Source organism: Bradyrhizobium sp. BRP23, from assembly GCF_020194135.1.
In the GTDB taxonomy this organism is placed as follows: domain Bacteria; phylum Pseudomonadota; class Alphaproteobacteria; order Rhizobiales; family Xanthobacteraceae; genus Bradyrhizobium; species Bradyrhizobium yuanmingense.
Genome location: NZ_JADYVW010000001.1, coordinates 588558 through 605473, shown reverse-complemented (window position 1 = coordinate 605473; position 16916 = coordinate 588558). Strand labels below are relative to the sequence as shown.

14 protein-coding genes are annotated in these 16916 nt (G+C 64.3%); 10 read left to right on the top strand and 4 right to left on the bottom strand.

What is annotated here, in order from left to right; all coding sequences use genetic code 11:
* Window positions 1-31: 31 nt before the first annotated feature.
* The gene (locus tag I6F24_RS02750; protein WP_225149929.1) at window positions 32-418 is read right to left on the bottom strand and encodes a DUF4440 domain-containing protein; all 387 of its coding nucleotides are present in this window, start codon (window positions 416-418) and stop codon (window positions 32-34) included.
* A gap of 102 nt (window positions 419-520) precedes the next feature.
* Window positions 521-2050 carry a Spy/CpxP family protein refolding chaperone gene (locus tag I6F24_RS02745; RefSeq protein ID WP_225149928.1) on the bottom strand — a complete coding sequence of 510 codons (1530 nt, stop codon included), beginning with the start codon at window positions 2048-2050 and terminating at the stop codon, window positions 521-523.
* 167 nt (window positions 2051-2217) lie between these two features.
* On the opposite strand from I6F24_RS02745, the gene I6F24_RS02740 reads away from it, so the two are divergent.
* A complete protein-coding gene (locus I6F24_RS02740; protein WP_158284420.1) occupies window positions 2218-2391 on the top strand; it encodes a hypothetical protein in 174 nt (57 codons plus the stop codon).
* A gap of 290 nt (window positions 2392-2681) precedes the next feature.
* On the opposite strand, the gene rocD is transcribed toward I6F24_RS02740, so the two are convergent.
* Together rocD and I6F24_RS02730 are read right to left on the bottom strand one after the other, a co-directional pair.
* Window positions 2682-3896: an ornithine--oxo-acid transaminase gene (gene rocD / locus I6F24_RS02735; RefSeq protein WP_225149926.1), complete on the bottom strand. Its 1215-nt coding sequence runs from the start codon at window positions 3894-3896 to the stop codon at window positions 2682-2684.
* A 231-nt stretch (window positions 3897-4127) separates the two neighbouring features.
* The gene (locus I6F24_RS02730; protein ID WP_225149925.1) at window positions 4128-5348 is read right to left on the bottom strand and encodes a cytochrome P450; all 1221 of its coding nucleotides are present in this window, start codon (window positions 5346-5348) and stop codon (window positions 4128-4130) included.
* Between the two features lie 105 nt (window positions 5349-5453).
* Between I6F24_RS02730 and I6F24_RS02725 the strand changes: the two genes are divergently transcribed.
* The 9 genes from I6F24_RS02725 to I6F24_RS02685 all read left to right on the top strand — a co-directional run bounded on the left by I6F24_RS02725 (window position 5454) and on the right by I6F24_RS02685 (window position 16898).
* Entirely contained in the window at window positions 5454-5996 is a 543-nt protein-coding gene (locus I6F24_RS02725) for a phosphonopyruvate decarboxylase (protein WP_036004713.1), read from the top strand.
* A complete protein-coding gene (locus I6F24_RS02720; protein ID WP_225114420.1) occupies window positions 5993-6583 on the top strand; it encodes a thiamine pyrophosphate-dependent enzyme in 591 nt (196 codons plus the stop codon). The genes I6F24_RS02725 and I6F24_RS02720 overlap by 4 nt, the downstream gene beginning before the upstream one ends.
* Window positions 6584-6722: 139 nt before the next feature.
* Entirely contained in the window at window positions 6723-7424 is a 702-nt protein-coding gene (locus tag I6F24_RS02715; protein WP_063822469.1) for a TetR/AcrR family transcriptional regulator, read from the top strand.
* Window position 7425: 1 nt separating this feature from the next.
* The gene (locus tag I6F24_RS02710) at window positions 7426-8619 is read left to right on the top strand and encodes an efflux RND transporter periplasmic adaptor subunit (RefSeq protein ID WP_036004727.1); all 1194 of its coding nucleotides are present in this window, start codon (window positions 7426-7428) and stop codon (window positions 8617-8619) included.
* A gap of 69 nt (window positions 8620-8688) precedes the next feature.
* The gene (locus I6F24_RS02705) at window positions 8689-11784 is read left to right on the top strand and encodes a MexW/MexI family multidrug efflux RND transporter permease subunit (RefSeq protein ID WP_036025801.1); all 3096 of its coding nucleotides are present in this window, start codon (window positions 8689-8691) and stop codon (window positions 11782-11784) included.
* Window positions 11785-11914: 130 nt separating this feature from the next.
* Window positions 11915-14509, top strand: coding sequence for an ATP-binding protein (locus tag I6F24_RS02700; RefSeq protein WP_225149924.1), 2595 nt, complete (start codon window positions 11915-11917; stop codon window positions 14507-14509).
* Complete coding sequence (locus tag I6F24_RS02695; RefSeq protein ID WP_025034870.1) at window positions 14506-14895, top strand: response regulator; 390 nt, start codon at window positions 14506-14508, stop codon at window positions 14893-14895. The genes I6F24_RS02700 and I6F24_RS02695 overlap by 4 nt, the downstream gene beginning before the upstream one ends.
* Window positions 14892-16142, top strand: coding sequence for an adenylate/guanylate cyclase domain-containing protein (locus tag I6F24_RS02690; protein ID WP_036004735.1), 1251 nt, complete (start codon window positions 14892-14894; stop codon window positions 16140-16142). The genes I6F24_RS02695 and I6F24_RS02690 overlap by 4 nt, the downstream gene beginning before the upstream one ends.
* A 9-nt stretch (window positions 16143-16151) precedes the next feature.
* On the top strand, window positions 16152-16898 hold the full coding sequence (locus I6F24_RS02685; RefSeq protein WP_225127385.1) for a hypothetical protein: 747 nt from the start codon (window positions 16152-16154) through the stop codon (window positions 16896-16898).
* Window positions 16899-16916 lie beyond the last annotated feature (18 nt).

Sequence of the window (16916 nt, the reverse complement as noted above, 5' to 3'; positions counted from 1 at the left end):
CCTCCTCGTGCCGCATCAGGCAACGGTCAGCTCAATTGAACGTATGCAACTTCAGCTTCAGCGAACCATCTTCCTGTCGCTCAAACACGTGGGTTGCGATCCCGCCTGCAGGTTGGCTGGCGCCATCCGCTGTCTTACCGTTGGCGCTCCAATGGGCCGTGCCGTAGACGATCTTCTCATCTCCGCCGGCGTCGATGACGACCAACCTGTGATCGGTGAATCCGCTTGAAAACAGCCCAGCAAAGAAGCTCTCGATCTCTGTCGGACCGGATATCACTTGATGCGTCGGCGGCAACAATTTGGCGTCTGGCACGTAAGTCGCCGCGATAGCCCTGGCATCTGCTTTGTTGAATGCTGAATCCCACGCGGCGTACGCCGCAGCAATGTCGTGTCTTATGGAGGAAGCTAAGGCTGTCATGATCCCTCCCTCAAACGCGGGCTTGCTTTCGTTGGAGAACGATAACGTCACCTGACGTCGTTCGACCGCTGCAAACTGCAACGAGGGAACGCGACGCCGCCTTCATTGGGCTGCGACCTGTTGCAGTCTGTTGAAGCGCGCCTTCTGCTCGCTGCTCAGCGTGGCATAGAACTCGTCCAGGGCGGGTTCGACCAGCTTGGCGGCCGTCAGCATGGCCTCGAGCCGATGCTGCATCGTCTCCAGCCGTCCGACAGGTGTCAGCGGCGCATCGTTCGGACAGGCCGCCTGTAGGCCCTCAACGCCCTTCGCCGTCGCTTCGCTGAGGCGGTCGAGCGCCTCCTTCTGCTTGCCGGCTGGGTGGAGCACAGCCTCGATCCTCTGGATCGGCAACTGCGTCAGCCCGGACTTCGGATCGCCACAGCCCTCGCTACTCGCCTCCTGCTGCTGCGGCGAGCGCTCGCCGACATTGGGGCCAAGCGCGTTGAAGCGGGCCTGCTGCTCGTCACTGAGCGAGTTGTAGAAATTCTCCAGTGCCGGTCGAACGATCTTGACGGCTTCAAGCGTCGCGCTGATGCGGTTCATCATCGCGCGCAAGCGGCCAGGGGGAGTCAGTGCATAAGTCTCCGCGCAGGAATCCTTGAACACACCGGCAGCGTTGGCCGCCGCCGTCTTCAGCTCGTCCAGCAATGCGCGTTGCTCCGGCGTCGGCCGCACCGCCTGTGCGATATCGGCAAGCGGCCAGGCGGTCACGCCCTTGTCCGGCGTGGCACACAATTGCTGAAGCGTCTGCGGGCTCACGCTGGCACGCTGGCGCGCGCGGTAGCCGCCGCCGGCTTGAGGGTAGTCAGACGAGTTGGTGCTGGCATAAGCGGAGTAGGGGCCGTCACCGCCCCAGAACACGGTGTCGACGAAGTCGTCATAGGCGTACGCCCAATATCCGGGCTCGTAGCCATAGGACCAGAATGTGTAGTTGAAGATGTCGGAATAGGCGTAAGGCCAGAACACGGGCCCAAGCCAAGCCACGAACACCGCGGGATGACGGTGACGCCAGGCCTGCCGGGGTGCCCAGCCGCTTTGGCGCGTGACGAGAGCCGCTTGGGTCAGCGCAGTGGACTGCTCGCGGAAGCGTTCCGCAAACCGTCCGCGCTCGGCGGCCTGCGCAGCGGCTGCAAGTGCCGGAGCGCGCTCCGCCGGAGCCTGCAGCCCAAGCCGCTGCTGGCGCGCCAGGTCAATTTGCTGCGCGCGCTGCTCTCGGCCAAGCAAGCGGTTTTGCGCCTGGAGCATTCGCTGCTGCGCCCGTTGCGCTTGCACGCCTTCGGGCTTTTGCGACTGCAATTGCTGCACCCGCTGCTGCAGGCGTTCGATGCGGGCCTGGCGCTCCGTCGTCTGGCGCGACAGCATGTCGCGCTGCCGCTGCTCGACGTGCTGCGAGCGCTGTTGCACGCGTTGCTCGCGCTCAAGAAGACGGCTCTGCGACTGCAGCAGCCGTTGCTGCTGTTGCTGCGCCCTTGCGCCTTCCGGTTTCTGCGATTGCAGTTGCTGCACGCGCTGCTGCAAGCGGTCGATGCGGTCTTGGCGTTCCGCGGATTGGCGCGAAAGCATCTCACGCGGCGGTCCCGAACGCTCGCTCACGGCCGGGGGTGCACTTGGGCGCGAAGGGGCGGCGATCTGCGGCGTCGGCCGCGGCGCCATGGCCGGACGTTGCGGCGCTGCCGGCGGGCGATGGATTTCGCGCCGGGGCGCTGCCACCTGCGGGGCGGCTCGGGGGGCACTGATTTGTGGGGTCGGACGCGGTGGCGGTGAGGCGATGTGGGGCGCCGGACGTGGCGCCATCGCCGGTCGCTGCGGCATGGCTGGCGGCGCGGCGGGACGCGCCATGGCTGGCGGAGCCGCCGGACGCGCCATGGCTGGCGGAGCGGCCGGACGTGCCATGGCTGGCGGTGCTGCTGGCGGTGCGGCTGGACGAGCCATAGCCGGTGGTGCTGCCGGTGGTGCTGCCGGGCGGGCCATGGCCGGTGGTGCTGATGGCGGCGCTGCGGCTGGTCCTGGTGGTCCTCCACCCCGTCCGTGTCCGAGAGGTCCCTGGGCTGGCGCGCTCGTCGTCAGCATCGAGACGCCAACCAAAACAGCCGTCAGGCAAACGCCACGCGGAAGCATGATCCTAGCTCCCAACTCGTAATCGCCCACGATTTTCAACGCACAGACTGTGGAATCGTTCGTCCTTGGTCACAGCCGGCATTGCGATCTTCCGACGCAGCCAGTCTCAAGAGAAATCCTGCGTCAGGATCGCGGCGAACCGCTCCAGCGCCCAGTCGACCTGGTCGCTTGTGATCACCAGCGGCGGGGCGATGCGGATGGTATGCTCATGGGTATCCTTGGCGAGGATGCCCTTGGCCTGGAGCGCCTCGCAATAGCGGCGTGCGCGCCCGGCCTCGGGATGCAGCTCGACCGCCAGCATCAGGCCGCGCCCGCGCACCTCGCGGATCGTATTGGCGCGAATGTCCTTCAAGCCCTCCAGAAAGCGCGCGCCTTGCCTCGCCGCGTTCTCGATCATGCCTTCCTCGACCAGCACGCGCATCGCCACGCGGGCCACGGCGCAGGCAAGCGGGTTGCCGCCGAAGGTGGAGCCGTGCTGCCCGGGTCGCAATGTCCCGAGCACGTCGTTGTTCGAGAGCACGGCCGAGACCGGATAGAAGCCGCCGGACAGGGCCTTGCCGAGCAGCGTCACGTCCGCCTCAATTCCCTCGTGCTGTTCGGCGAGCAGCTTGCCGGTGCGACCGAGCCCGGTCTGGATCTCGTCGAGCACCAGCATCACGTTGTTGGCGGTGCAGAGCTCCCGGACCTCAGTGAAATAGCCGGCCGGAGGAATGACGACACCGGCTTCGCCCTGGATCGGCTCGACCAGAAAGGCGACCGTATTTGGGGTGATTGCTCCCGCAAGCGCCGGGGCGTCGCCGAACGGGATGACCTTGAAGCCCGGCGCGAACGGCCCGAAGTGTCCGCGTGTCTCGGGGTCGGTTGAAAAGCCGACGACGCCCAGCGTGCGTCCGTGGAAATTGTTGGCACAGACGATGATCTCGGCCTGGCCGTCCGGCACGCCTTTCACCTCGTAGCCCCATTTGCGGACCGACTTGATCGCGCTTTCGACCGCCTCGGCGCCGCTGTTCATCGGCAGTACCTTGTGGGAACCGGTGAGCGCGGCGATCTCCTCGTAGAACAAGGCGAGCTGGTCGTTGTGGAAGGCCCTCGAGGTGAGCGTCAGCCTGTGCGCCTGTTCGACCATCGCCGCCAGGATCTTGGGGTGGCAGTGGCCCTGGCTGACCGCCGAATAGGCGGACAGACAATCGAGGTACCGGTTGCCTTCAGTATCCCAGACCCAGACACCTTCGCCACGCGACAGGACGACCCCAATCGGCTCGTAATTACGGGCCCCGAAGCGCGCTTCTGTCGCGATGAAATCAATGACCGACGCGCTCATCTGTCGTCACTCCATTGCTGCGCGCGGGGGCGTCAATCGACTGCACCGGGCGGGTCGTGCCCAATGAATGTGGGTATCGGTTTGTCAGCTCGGAAGCCTTGATGCGCCGATGGCGCGGCGCGGCCTGATAGTCCCGAAATGTCAGGTGGTTCTGCCGGGCCACAGGGCACCGTTCCGCGACCCAGGCTCTACTGTGCATGGGGTTGTTTTCGCAGTTTGGTTGCCGGCCCCTCAGCCAAGCGCGCAGGGCACGCTCAAGAAGCCGCGGAACCGCACCCGTCCGCCGCGCACCGGCTGACCGCTGACGGCATAGTTCGGAAAGCGCGCCAGGAAGCGCGAGATCGCAATCGCCCCCTCCAGCCGCGCCAGGGCCATGCCTGCGCATTGATGCGCGCCTGTGGCGAAGGCGAGGTGCCGGTTCGGCGTGCGCGCGATATCGAAACGCTCGGGGTCGGGAAACTGCGCGGGGTCGCGATTGGCAGCCCCGATGCACAGCGTCACCGACGTGCCGGCATCGAGCATGACGCCGCCGAGCTCGACCTTCTCGGTGGTCATGCGGTTGCCGAGCTGGTTGGAGCTCTCGTAGCGCAACATCTCCTCGACCGCAGTCTTGATCATGTCCGGGTTCTCGATCAGGCGCTGCTTCTGGTCGGGATGGCGGTCGAGCGCCACGAGGCCGTTGCCGATCAGGTTGGTGGTGGTCTCGTGGCCGGCATTGAGCAGGAAGATGCAATTGTGCAGAAGCTCCTTCTCGGTCAGCCGCTCGCCGTTCTCTTCCCCCTGGATCAAACGCGTCAGCACGTCGCGCTCGGGATTGCCCGGCTTCGCGCGCCGCCGCGACACCAGCGTTTGCAGATAGGCGAGGAAGTCCGCCACCGCCTTGTTGCCGCGCGCAGCTACTTCGGGCGACACTACGGGTTCGAGAGCACCCAGGATCGCCAGCGACCAGTCGCGCAGCGGCCCGCGCTCCTCGTGAGGCACGTCGAGCAGGTTGCCGATCACCTCGATGGGAATCGAAGCGGCAAAATCCTCGATCAGTTCGCAAGCGCCCTTGGTTTCGATGGCATCGAGCAGGCCGTCGACCAGCTTGATCAGGTCCCCCTCCATGCTGGCGATCGCGCGCGGCGACAGCGCGCCCATGATCAGGCGGCGCACGCGGGTATGGGACGGTGGATCGTTGAACACGAGGCTCGTGGTGTGGTGCTCGTACAGCGGGGTGTCGCCGTATTTCGGCGCGAACTCGCGCTTCTTGTCCGAGCTGAACGACTTGGTGTTCTTGTAGGTGGTGACGAGATCATCGTAGCGGGTCAGGAACACGGTGCCGTTGCGCAGGCGCTTGACCGGCTCGTTCTCCCGCAGTGCACGATAGGTCGGATAGGGGTTGTCGTAGAACTCCGGCGTCAGCTTCTCGAGGTCGAAGCTTGCGGCCAGCGCCTTCGCATCTGCGTTCATCCCGTTATACTCGCCGGTTAAAGCCGATATGCCGTTTTTGTTGTTCTGGTCGGCGCATGCATGCGTCTACAGTCTTCGCACACTGCTAGCTGACCGGACAGGAAAATGCACGCACGCGCTGACGCTGCCGACACGGCGCCGAACTGGCCCGACGATATTTTCGCGACCCTCCAGCGCTTCGACGTCCGGCAGGTGCCTTACGTTCCGGACGCCGGTCATTCCAAGCTGATCCAGCGCGTATTGGCCTCCTCCACCATGCGCGGCATTGCGCTGACGACGGAGGAGGAAGGCGTGGCGCTGCTCGCCGGCGCCTGGGCGGGCGGACAGCGCGGCGTGCTGCTGATGCAATCGAGCGGCGTCGGCAATTGCATCAACATGCTGTCGCTGATCCCGATCTTGCGCTTTCCGTTCCTCACGCTCGTGACGATGCGCGGCGAGTGGGGCGAGTTCAATCCGTGGCAGGTGCCGATGGGCTCGACCACGCAAGGCGTGTTCGAGCTCTCCGGCGTCAAGGTGCTGCGCGCCTCGCACGCTGCCGAGGTGCCTGCCGTCTTGGAAGCGGCCGCGGCGCAGGCCTACAACGCGCTGACGCCAACCGCCGTCCTTCTGTCGCAGCGCCTGATCGGCGCCAAGGTTTTCACCAAATGAGCAAGGCCAATCTCCTCGACCGCCGGCAGGTGGTGTCCACGTTGCTGGCGAACCGCAAGAACGTCGTCGCGATCGGCGGCCTTGGCGCTTCCACCAACGACATGTGCGCCGCCGGCGACCACGCCCGCAACTTCTACCTCTGGGGCGGCATGGGCGGCGCCGCGATGATCGGGCTGGGTCTGGCGCTGGCGCAGCCGAAGCTGCCGGTATTGGTCATCACCGGCGACGGCGAGATGCTGATGGGCATGGGCAGCCTTGCCACCATCGGCCTGCAGAAGCCGGCCAACCTCTCGATCGCAGTGCTCGACAACGAGGCCTATGGCGAGACCGGCGGCCAGACCAGCCACACCTCCGCCGCCGCCGACCTCGTCGGCATCGCCAGGGCTTGCGGCATTAAGGACAGCCGGGCTGTCACGACCATGGCCGAAGTCGAAGCCTTCGCCAAAGCCGTCCACGGCGTCTCTGCGGGTCCGCGCTTTGCCAATGTGAAGATCGACAGCGCCGGCCTGGAGCGGATTCTGCCGACGCGGGACGGGACCTACATCGTCAACCGGATCCGTGCTGACCTGGGCTTCCAGCCGATCTAGGCGGTCCGGCAATCCCTTGCTGAACGTCTGCACGCGGGCCGTGCAGGCTCGGCCAATTTCCATTGATTCTAGGTCGCACGCAGGTTGCGATGCAACATAGTGCTTGACTCCTGCGTGGGTGAGTGCTTACTCACCCAGCATGAGCTCATTGCGTATGACGAGCGACCTGAGGCGTCAATTGATCCTCGGCGCCGCAAAGCGCTGCTTTGCCCGACACGGCTATAACGGCACCACGACCAAGAGCGTGGCGGCCGCCGCTGCCATTTCTGAAGCGCTGCTGTTCAAGCATTTCCCGTCCAAGGCGGCGCTCTACGCCGAGATCCTCAGCGACGAATGCGAGGCGGATCCCGCTCTGATGGAGCTGCTCGAGCGCGAGCCGTCGACGGCTACGCTGGTCGAGGTGATCCGCGGCATGGTCGAACACTTCCTCCAGATCGCTGACGGTCCCGATCAGGAAGAGGCCCAGCGCCTGCGGCTAATGGCCACGAGCCATTTGGATGACGGCGAATTCGCCCGATTGCTGTATGCCAAGATCGAGACGCTGATCGGCGCTGTCTTCGTCGCCTCGCTCGAGCGTGCGGTTGCGAGCGGTGACGCGCGGCCCTGCGCTGGCGATCCGCTCAACCTGTTCTGGTTCGCGCATCATGCGGTGATGACCGCGGCGCTGACCAGGCTGCCGGCCACGCCCTGTCTTGCTTACGGCAGGGCGACCGACCTGGAGCGGCAGCTCTGTGAGTTTCTCCTGAGGGGTATCGGACTTAACGACGCCGCAATTGCTTCGCATCTGGGCCGCAATCAGGCCGCGGATGCGAACCGGGCGGCGATTGCAGAAAGTGCATGACATGAACATCGTGGCCGAAAACAAGATTTCGGGGCAACCGATCGACAACAAGGCTCCCAAGCGTCCGGTCCGGCCAGTGCGCTGGTTCATCATCGTTGGCACGCTTCTGGCCGTGCTCGTCGGAGGGCTCGTCTGGTTCAATTACTTCCGCGGCCAGATGATCAAGCAATTCTTCGCCAACAACAAGCCGCCGCCGACCGCTGTCAGCGCGGCCGAGGCGAAGTCGGAGGTGGTGCCGAACCTGCTCACCGCGGTCGGCAGCCTCGTCGCCGTGCATCAGGTCGACGTCAGCGCCGACGTCAACGGCCGTGTCACCGCGATCAAGTTCGAGCCGGGCACGCGCGTCGAGGCCGGCACGCCGCTGGTGCAACTGTTCGACGCGCCCGAGCAGGGCGATCTCGCCAACTACAAGGCGCAAGCGACCGTCGCGCAGCTGTCGCTTGAACGCGCCAAGCAGCTGGCCTCGCGCCAGTTCGGTCCGCAGGCGACCGTCGATACCGCGCAGGCTGCCTATGACCAGGCCCAGGCGGGCATCGCCAAGACCGAGGCGTTGATCTCGCAGAAGCTGGTGCGCGCGCCGTTCGCCGGCGATCTCGGCATGCGCAAGGTCGAGGTCGGCCAGTATCTGACCGCCGGCACGGCGATCGTGTCGCTGACCGATCTGTCCGAGCTGTGGGCCAACTTCACGGTGACGGAAAAGGATTCCGGCAGCCTCAAGGTCGGCCAGGTCGTGCGGTTGAAGGTCGACGCCTATCCGGGCCGCACCTTCGAGGGCAAGATCACCACGATCGAGCCCCAGATCTCGACCGATACTCGCAACATCCGCGTGCAGGCCACGATTGCCAATCCGGAGAAGATCCTGAAGCCCGGCATGTTTGTCACCACGACCGTGGTGCTGCCGGAAAAGCCGGCCGTGATCACGGTGCCTGAAACGGCAGTCGATTACACGCTGTACGGCGACTCGGTGTTCGTGATCACCGAGAAGAAGGAAGAAGACGGCAAGACCAGCCTGTCGGCGGTGCGCACCTTCGTGCAGACCGGCAACCGGGTCGAGGGTCGCGTCGAAATCGTCAAGGGCCTGAAGGTAGGCGACAAGGTCGTCGCTCTCGGCCAGCTCAAGCTGCAATCAGGCGCGCCGGTATCGATCTCGACCGATCCGGCCCCGCAGATCCCGGCGCAGCCGCCGCGCTACTGACAATATCCTCGCGTGATCCGGCCCGGCCGGATCACGCGTCTTGAAAAAAAGAAATCGAGATCGCCCGCGATGGCCTTTACCGACATTTTCATCAAACGACCGGTCCTGTCGGTCGTCGTCAGCCTGCTGATCCTGCTGATCGGCCTGCGCGCGGCAATGGTGCTGCCGATCCGGCAATATCCGAAGCTGTCGAATACGGTCATCAACATCACGACCGTCTATCCCGGCGCGTCCGCAGACCTGATCCAGGGCTTCATCACCACGCCGATCGAGCAGGCGGTCGCGTCCGCCGAAGGCGTCGACTACATCACCTCGTCCTCGGTGCTCGGCACCTCGACGATCCAGGTCTACATCAAGCTGAATTTCGATCCGAACCAGGCGCTCACCGAGGTGTTGGCGAAGACCAATTCAGTGAAGTACCTGATTCCGAAGGAATCCAACGACCCGATCGTCACCAAGACCACCGGCCAGACCACGGCCGTGATGTATCTCGGCTTCTCCTCGGACGAGCTGTCCGGCTCGGCCATCTCCGACTATCTGACGCGTGTGGTGCAGCCGGTGCTGTCGACCGTCGACGGCGTCGCCTCGGCCGACATTTTGGGCGGCCAGACCTTTGCGATGCGGCTGTGGCTCGATCCCGTGAAGATGGCGGGCCGCAACGTATCGCCGGCTGACGTTGCGGCGGCGATCCAGGCCAACAACTTCCAGTCCGCGGCGGGCCAGACCAAGGGCTATCTGATCGTCTCGAACGTCTCGACCAACACGGGCCTGACCAACGTCGATCAGTTCAAGAAGATGATCGTCAAGGCCAAGGACGGCGGCTTCGTGCGGATGGAGGACATCGCCACCGTCGAGCTTGCAGCCCAGAGCACGGATGCCAGCGTCGCCTTTAACGGCGAGCGCGCGATCTTCATTGGCGTGCAGGCGACGCCACAGGGTAATCCGCTGACGCTGGTCAAGGGTGTGCGCGCGCTGTTCCCCGAGCTCGAACGCAACCTCCCGCCCTCGATGAAGATGAAGGTCGCCTACGACTCGACCAAGTTCATCCAATCTTCGATCGACGAGGTGCGGAATACATTGGGCGAAGCCGTCATCATCGTGATCGTGGTCATTTTCCTGTTCCTGGCCTCGCTGCGCTCCGTCATCATTCCCGTCGTCACCATTCCGTTGTCGATGATCGGCGTCTGCACGATGATGCTGGCGCTGGGCTTCAGCTTCAACCTGCTGACCCTGCTCGCGATGGTCCTGGCGATCGGCCTCGTCGTCGACGATGCCATCGTCGTGGTGGAGAACATCCATCGCCATCTGGAGGAGGGCAAGACGCCGGTCCAGGCCTCGCTACAAGGCGCGCGCGAAATCGTCGGGCCGGTCATCTCCATGACCATCACGCTCGCCGCCGTGTACGCGCCGATCGGGTTCCTCGGTGGCCTCACCGGGTCGCTGTTCCGCGAATTTGCCTTTACCCTCGCAGGCTCGGTCATCGTATCAGGCGTGATCGCGCTGACGCTGTCGCCCATGATGTGCTCGGTGCTGCTGAAGAACACCGAAGAGGGCCGCTTCGCCAAGTTGGTGAACCGGGTGTTCGGCGCCATGACGCGGTGGTATGGCCGCAAGCTCGACCGCTCGCTCGACTACAAGGCCATCACCGGCCTGTTCGCCGTGACGATCCTGGGACTCGTCGGCTTCCTCTACATGAACACTTCGAAGGAGCTGGCGCCCGAGGAAGATCAGGGCATCGTGTTCGCGGTGACCAAGGCGCCGAAATACGCCAACATCGACTATGTCGATTTCTACGGCGAGAAGCTCGACAAGGAATTCCAGAAATTCCCCGAGACCGATCTGCGTTTCGTGCTGAACGGCATCAACGGCCCGCAAGGCGGCATTGCCGGCATGCTCTTGAAGCCCTGGGACGAGCGCACACGCTCGTCGATCGCCTTGAAGCCGCTGGTGCAGGCCGAGCTCTCCAAGATCGAGGGCGTGCAGGCGTTCGCGTTCAACCTGCCGCCATTGCCGGGCGGACCCGGCGGTCTGCCGATCCAGATGGTGATCAATTCCACGGCCAGCTTCCAGACCGTCTATGAGCAGATGGAGAAGCTGAAGGAGGCTGCACGCAAGAGCGGCATGTTCATCGTCTCCGATAGCGACCTCGCCTACAACCAGCCGAACGTCGAGGTGACGATCGACCGCACCAAGGCTCAGGACCTCGGCGTCAACATGCAGAACCTCGGCTCGACGCTCGCGGTGCTGCTCGGCGGCAATTACATCAACCGGTTCAACCTCGAGGGCCGCTCCTATCAGGTGATTCCGCAGGTGCCGCGCGGCAAGCGGCTGTCCCCGGAATCGCTCGGTGGCTACTATGTGACGACCAACACCGGGCAGCAGCTTCCGTTGTCGACCGTGGTCTCGATCAGGACCAAGACCGATCCGAATTCGCTGACGCACTACAACCAGCTCAATTCGGCGACGTTCTCCGCCGTGCCGATGCCCGGCGTGACCGTCGGCGCTGCGGTCGACTTCCTCGAAGGCGAGGCCAAGAAGCTGCCGCAAGGCTTCAGCCACGACTATCTGGCTGACTCCCGGCAATACGTGCAGGAAGGCAATCAGCTTGCCATCACCTTCGGCTTCGCGCTGATCATCATCTTCCTGGTGCTGGCGGCCCAGTTCGAGAGCTTGCGCGACCCGCTGGTCATCATGATCTCGGTGCCGATGGCGATCGTCGGTGCGCTGATCCCGCTGTTCTTCGGCATGGCGACCATAAACATCTACACCCAGGTCGGTCTGCTCACCCTGGTCGGCCTGATCACCAAGCACGGCATCCTGATGGTGGAGTTCGCCAACGAGCTCCAGGTTAACGAGCGGCTCGACCGCCGCTCGGCCATCGAGATGTCGGCCCGCATCCGTCTGCGGCCGATCCTGATGACCACGGCCGCGATGGTGACCGGCCTGATCCCGCTCCTGACCGCGACCGGCGCGGGCGCGGCCAGCCGCTTCTCGATCGGTCTCGTTGTCGTCGCCGGCATGTCGATCGGCACGCTGTTCACGCTGTTCGTGCTGCCGGCAGTCTATGTGGTGCTGGCGACCGACCATCGCGCGGCGGCCGATTCGGAGCGGAACAAGCAGATCGGCGAGCTGGACCTCGATTCAAAGGCGCTACGGCCGACCTGAGGCCGCCGGCAGGCTAGTCCCGAAAGGGCGGCAGCGGTGATCCGCTGCCGCCCTTTTCGTTGGGTCTCGGGCGAGCTCCTTGCCGCGCTTGCGAGAGACAAGGTCCGGTCTTCTTGCTAGGTTCCGTGGAATGAGCCTGTCCCTCCACCCCGATACACCTCGAGCCGGGACATTGCCGAGCGCGGCCCCAGGCGAGGTCGCCTCCGGCGACACTGCGGGGCGCGGAATCCGGACCCGGCTCTTCGCCAAATACGTCGCGCTTTTCGTGGCGGTCGTCGCCATTGCGCTGCTCGCCAATGGCCTGTTCGAGGTCTACTTCTACTATCGCGAGCACAAGGCCTCTCTGATCCGGGTCCAGCACGAGCAGGCCGAGGCGGCCGCTGCCAAGATCGGCCGGTTCGTCAAGGAGATCGAGAGCCAGCTCGGCTGGACCACGCAGCTGCCCTGGTCGGGCGGCTCGATCGAGCAGCGCCGGTTCGACGCGCTGCGCCTGTTGCGCCAGGTCCCTGCGATCACCGAGCTGGCCCAGGTGGATTCGACTGGCAAGGAGCGGCTGCGGGTCTCGCGGCTGGCGATGGACGCGCTCGACAGCGGGATCGACCTGTCGAGCGATCCGAAGTTCACCGAGGCGGTCGCGCGCAAGGTCTATTACGGGCCGGTCTATTTTCGCCGGGAGTCCGAGCCCTACATGACGCTGGCGCTTGCGGGCGCACGAAAGGATGCCGGCGTTAGCATCGCCGAGGTCAATCTCAAGCTGATCTGGGACGTCGTGTCCCAGATCAAGGTCGGCGAGCACGGCAACGCCTACGTGGTCGGCCCGGAGGGCCGCTTGATCGCGCATCCCGACATCAGTCTCGTGCTGCGCAACACCGACATGTCCGGCCTTGCGCAGGTACGCGCCGTGCAGGCCGGCGGCGCCATGCCTGACGTGCTTTCCGAAGCCCACAACATCCAGGGGCAGAAGGTGCTGACCGCATCGGCCCCGATCGAGCCGCTGCGCTGGACCATGTTCGTCGAGCTGCCGGTCGAGGAAGCCTATGCCGCGCTCTATGCTTCGCTGCAGCGCCTTGCAATCGTGCTGCTCGCGGCATCCATCTTCGCGGTGCTGGCCGGGATCTTCCTGGCGCGCCGCATGGTCGGGCCGATTCAGGCGCTGCGGAGCGGCGCGGAACGAATGGGCGGTGGTGATTTCTCCCAGCGCATCTCGATCAAGACCGGCGACGAGCTCGAAGGGCTCGCCGACCAGTTCAACGACATGGGCGCGCGCCTGCAGGAATCCTATGCGGACCTCGAGAACAAGGTCGAGAAGCGGACCGCCGAATTGCGGGAGTCGCTCGAGCAACAAACGGCGACGTCGGAGGTGCTCGAAGTCATTAGCTCCTCTCCGGGAGAGTTAGAGCCGGTGTTTCAGAAGATGTTGGAGAATGCTACCCGCGTCTGCGGTGCGAATTTCGGCACGATGAATCTGTGGGACGGCCAGAAATTCAACATCGTCACCGACTACAACATTCCGCCCGATTTCTCCGCCTTCCGTAAGCGGACTCCGATCTTCCCACATCCAGGAACGACGCTGGCTGCAATCATCGCGACGCATCAGCCCGCGCAGATCAATGACTTGAGGGAAAGTCCTGGGTACAAGGCCGGTGTTCCCTTTGTCGTTGGAATGGCCGACATTGCCGGCGCCCGAACCCTTCTCTCCGTACCCATGCTGAAAGAGGATGATCTGATCGGCGCGATGACGATTTTTCGACAAGAGATTCGCGGCTTCACGGACAAACAAGTCGCGCTGGTGGAGAACTTTACCAAGCAAGCCGTCATCGCGATCGAGAATACGCGCCTGCTGAAGCAATTGCGCGAGCGTACGACCGAGCTATCGCAATCGCTCGACAATCTGCGCACCGCGCAGGACCGCCTGATTCAGACCGAGAAGCTCGCTTCCCTCGGCCAGCTCACCGCCGGCATCGCCCACGAGATTAAGAACCCGCTCAACTTCGTCAACAACTTCTCCGCGGTCTCGACCGAGCTGATCGACGAGCTCAACGAGATCCTGCAATCGGCCGCGCTCGACGGCAAGACGAAGGAGGAGGTCGACGAACTGACCGGCATGCTCAGGGCCAATCTCGAGAAGGTGGTGCAGCACGGCAAGCGCGCCGATTCCATCGTCAGGAACATGCTGCTGCATTCGCGTCAGGGTTCCGGCGAGCATCGCGCCGTCGACATCAATGCGGTGGTCGAGGAGAGCCTCAATCTCGCCTATCACGGCGCGCGCGCCGAAAGGCCTGCCTTCAACGTCACGCTCCAGCGCGATTTCGACCCGGCTGCCGGCATGATCGACGTCTATCCGCAGGAGATCACGCGCGTCTTGCTGAACCTGATCTCGAACGGCTTCTATGCCGCGACCAAGCGCAAGGAGAGCGAGGGCGATGCATTCGAGCCCACCTTGCGCGCGGCAACGAAGAATCTCGGCGACAGGGTCCAGATCCGGATTCGCGACAACGGCACCGGGATTCCAGCCGAGGTGAAGGAAAAGATGTTCAATCCCTTCTTCACCACCAAGCCGGCCGGCGAGGGCACGGGACTCGGCCTTTCAATGAGCCACGACATCGTGGTGAAACAACACGGCGGCACGATCGACGTGGACACCACACAAGGTGTATTCACCGAGTTCATCATCACGCTGCCGCGGACGATGGCAGCGGGCGACACTTCCGGAGGAAAGTCTTGAACGTTTACATCCTGGTCGTCGATGACGAGCCCGACGTCGAGGCACTGTTTCGGCAGCAGTTCCGGCGCGACCTGCGCGCCGGCCGGTTTCAGATGGAGTTTGCCCTCTCGGCCCCCGAGGCGCTCGAGCGCGCCGCCGAAGTCCGTGATCCCTCGCTGATCCTGATCCTGTCGGACATCAACATGCCCGGCATGAGCGGGCTCGACATGCTGCCGAAGGTGCGTGCCGCGCATCCCGATGTTCCCGTCATCATGATCACGGCCTATGGCGATGCGGAGACGCGCCGCAAGGCGATCGAACGGGGCGCCGTCGGGCTCCTCACCAAGCCGATCGACTTTGCGCTGCTGCGGCAGGAGATCGACACGAGGCTCGAGCAAGCCGCATGACTGCGACCATCCTCTTCGTCGACGACGAGCCGGATCTCGAGGCGCTGATCCTGCAGAAATTCCGCAGGCAGATCCGCGATGGGCAGCTCGCGCTGATCTTCGCGCGCGACGGCCTGGAGGCGCTGGAAGCGCTGGAGCAGAATCCGCATGTCGACATGGTGGTCTCCGATATCAACATGCCGCGAATGGACGGCCTGTCGCTACTCGCGAAGCTCCAGGAGGCCCAGGAGAAGAAGTCGACCATCATCGTCTCGGCCTACGGCGACATGAGCAACATCCGCACCGCCATGAACCGCGGTGCGTTCGACTTCCTGACCAAGCCGATCGACTTCGCCGACCTCGAAGCTACGATCGAGAAGACCGTCCGCCATGTGGAGATGCTGCGCGAGGTGCGGCGGCGCCAGATGGAAGCCGAGCGCGCCCATGCCTCGCTGTCGCGCTTCTTCTCGCCGGAGATTGCAAGGCGGCTGGCCGCGAACGTCGATGGCGACGGCATTGAGGTGCAGTGGCGCGATGTCGCCACCCTGTTCACCGATATTACAGGCTTCACCTCGCTGGTCGAGACCGCGCCTCCGCAGACCCTGGGCGAGCTCCTCAACGAATATGTCGGCGGCATGACCGAGATCGTCTTCGCCCATGAGGGGACGGTCGCCAAGATCATCGGCGATGCGATCCAGGTGCTGTTCAACGCCCCCGGCGACCAGCCGGACTATGCAACGCGCGCGGTCGCCTGTGCCCATGCTCTCGACGCTTGGGCGGAGGATTTTTCGGCGCGCTGGAAGGCAAGAGGCGTGAATTTCGGAGCTACCCGCATCGGCGCTCATGCCGGTCCGGCGCTGGTTGGCAATTTCGGCGGCAACCGCTTCTTCGACTACACGGCCTATGGCGACACCATCAATATTGCGGCCCGGCTTGAGGCGGCGAACAAGCACCTGGGAACGCGCATTTGCGTTAGTGCCAGCGTTGCGAATGGGGCCGAAAACTTTCGTGGCCGTCCCGTGGGCGACCTGATGCTGCGCGGACGCAGCGAGCCGCTGCGCGCATTCGAGCCGCTGCCGCAGGCGAGGTTCGAGGCGCCAGCGACGGCGCAATATGCCGAAGCGTTTGCCAAGATGGAGGCCGGCGATGCCGCGGCCATGCCGTCCTTCGCCGCGCTGGTCGGCATGCACGCCGACGATCCGCTGGCCGGATTTCACCTGAAGCGCCTGCTCAACGGCGCCAAGGGCACTCGCATGCAACTGGAATAGGAGTCCGTCATGACGCGCGAATTCTCGGCCGGCAACTATCGTTTCATCCCGTCCGTGTTCCAATATTCCGCCGGTGCTGCCGCGGATGAGGGCTACGAGATCGAGCGGGTCCGGTTCGACCGCCTGGTGCCGCTCGCGGAAGGGTTTGCGCTGGCCGCAAAGTTCATCCAGGAGGCGGGGCGTCCGCTGACGGCATTCTGTGCCTGCGAGCTGCGCTCGCCCGCGGCCTTCAGCGAGGAAGGCTTTCGCGCGTTCAATCTGCACTATGTGAAGACGCTGTCCGAATGGGGCATCTTCGACGGCAGCACCAATCCGGTGGCGCGCAGCAATGTCTGCCCCGAGATCGATCCGCCGTCCGAACCGTCGTTCTATGCGTTCTCCTTCACGCGTCCGACGCGGTCAGATTTGCCGAGCTTCGTCATCGCCGGCGGCGCCGAGGCGCGCGAGGGCAGCGGCTCCTATGTCGAGCGCACGGTGCGCTACCGCGATCTCAGCCCGGAGGGGCTGCGCGAGAAGGTGCGCTTCACCACCACGTCGCAGATGGAAAACCGGATGGCAGCCTTCGGCTTCGGCTGGAAGGATACAACCGGGGTGCAGGCCTATTCCGTGCACGACTTTCACCATGCGCTGGTGGACGAGTTGGTCCGCCGTGGCGCGCTCCGCTCCGGGCTGACCTGGCATTTCGCCCGTCCGCCGGTGGTCGATCTGGAATTCGAGATGGATTGCCGCCGCGTGCTGCGGGAGGTGGTGGTCTGAGCTGCTCACCAAGAGGAA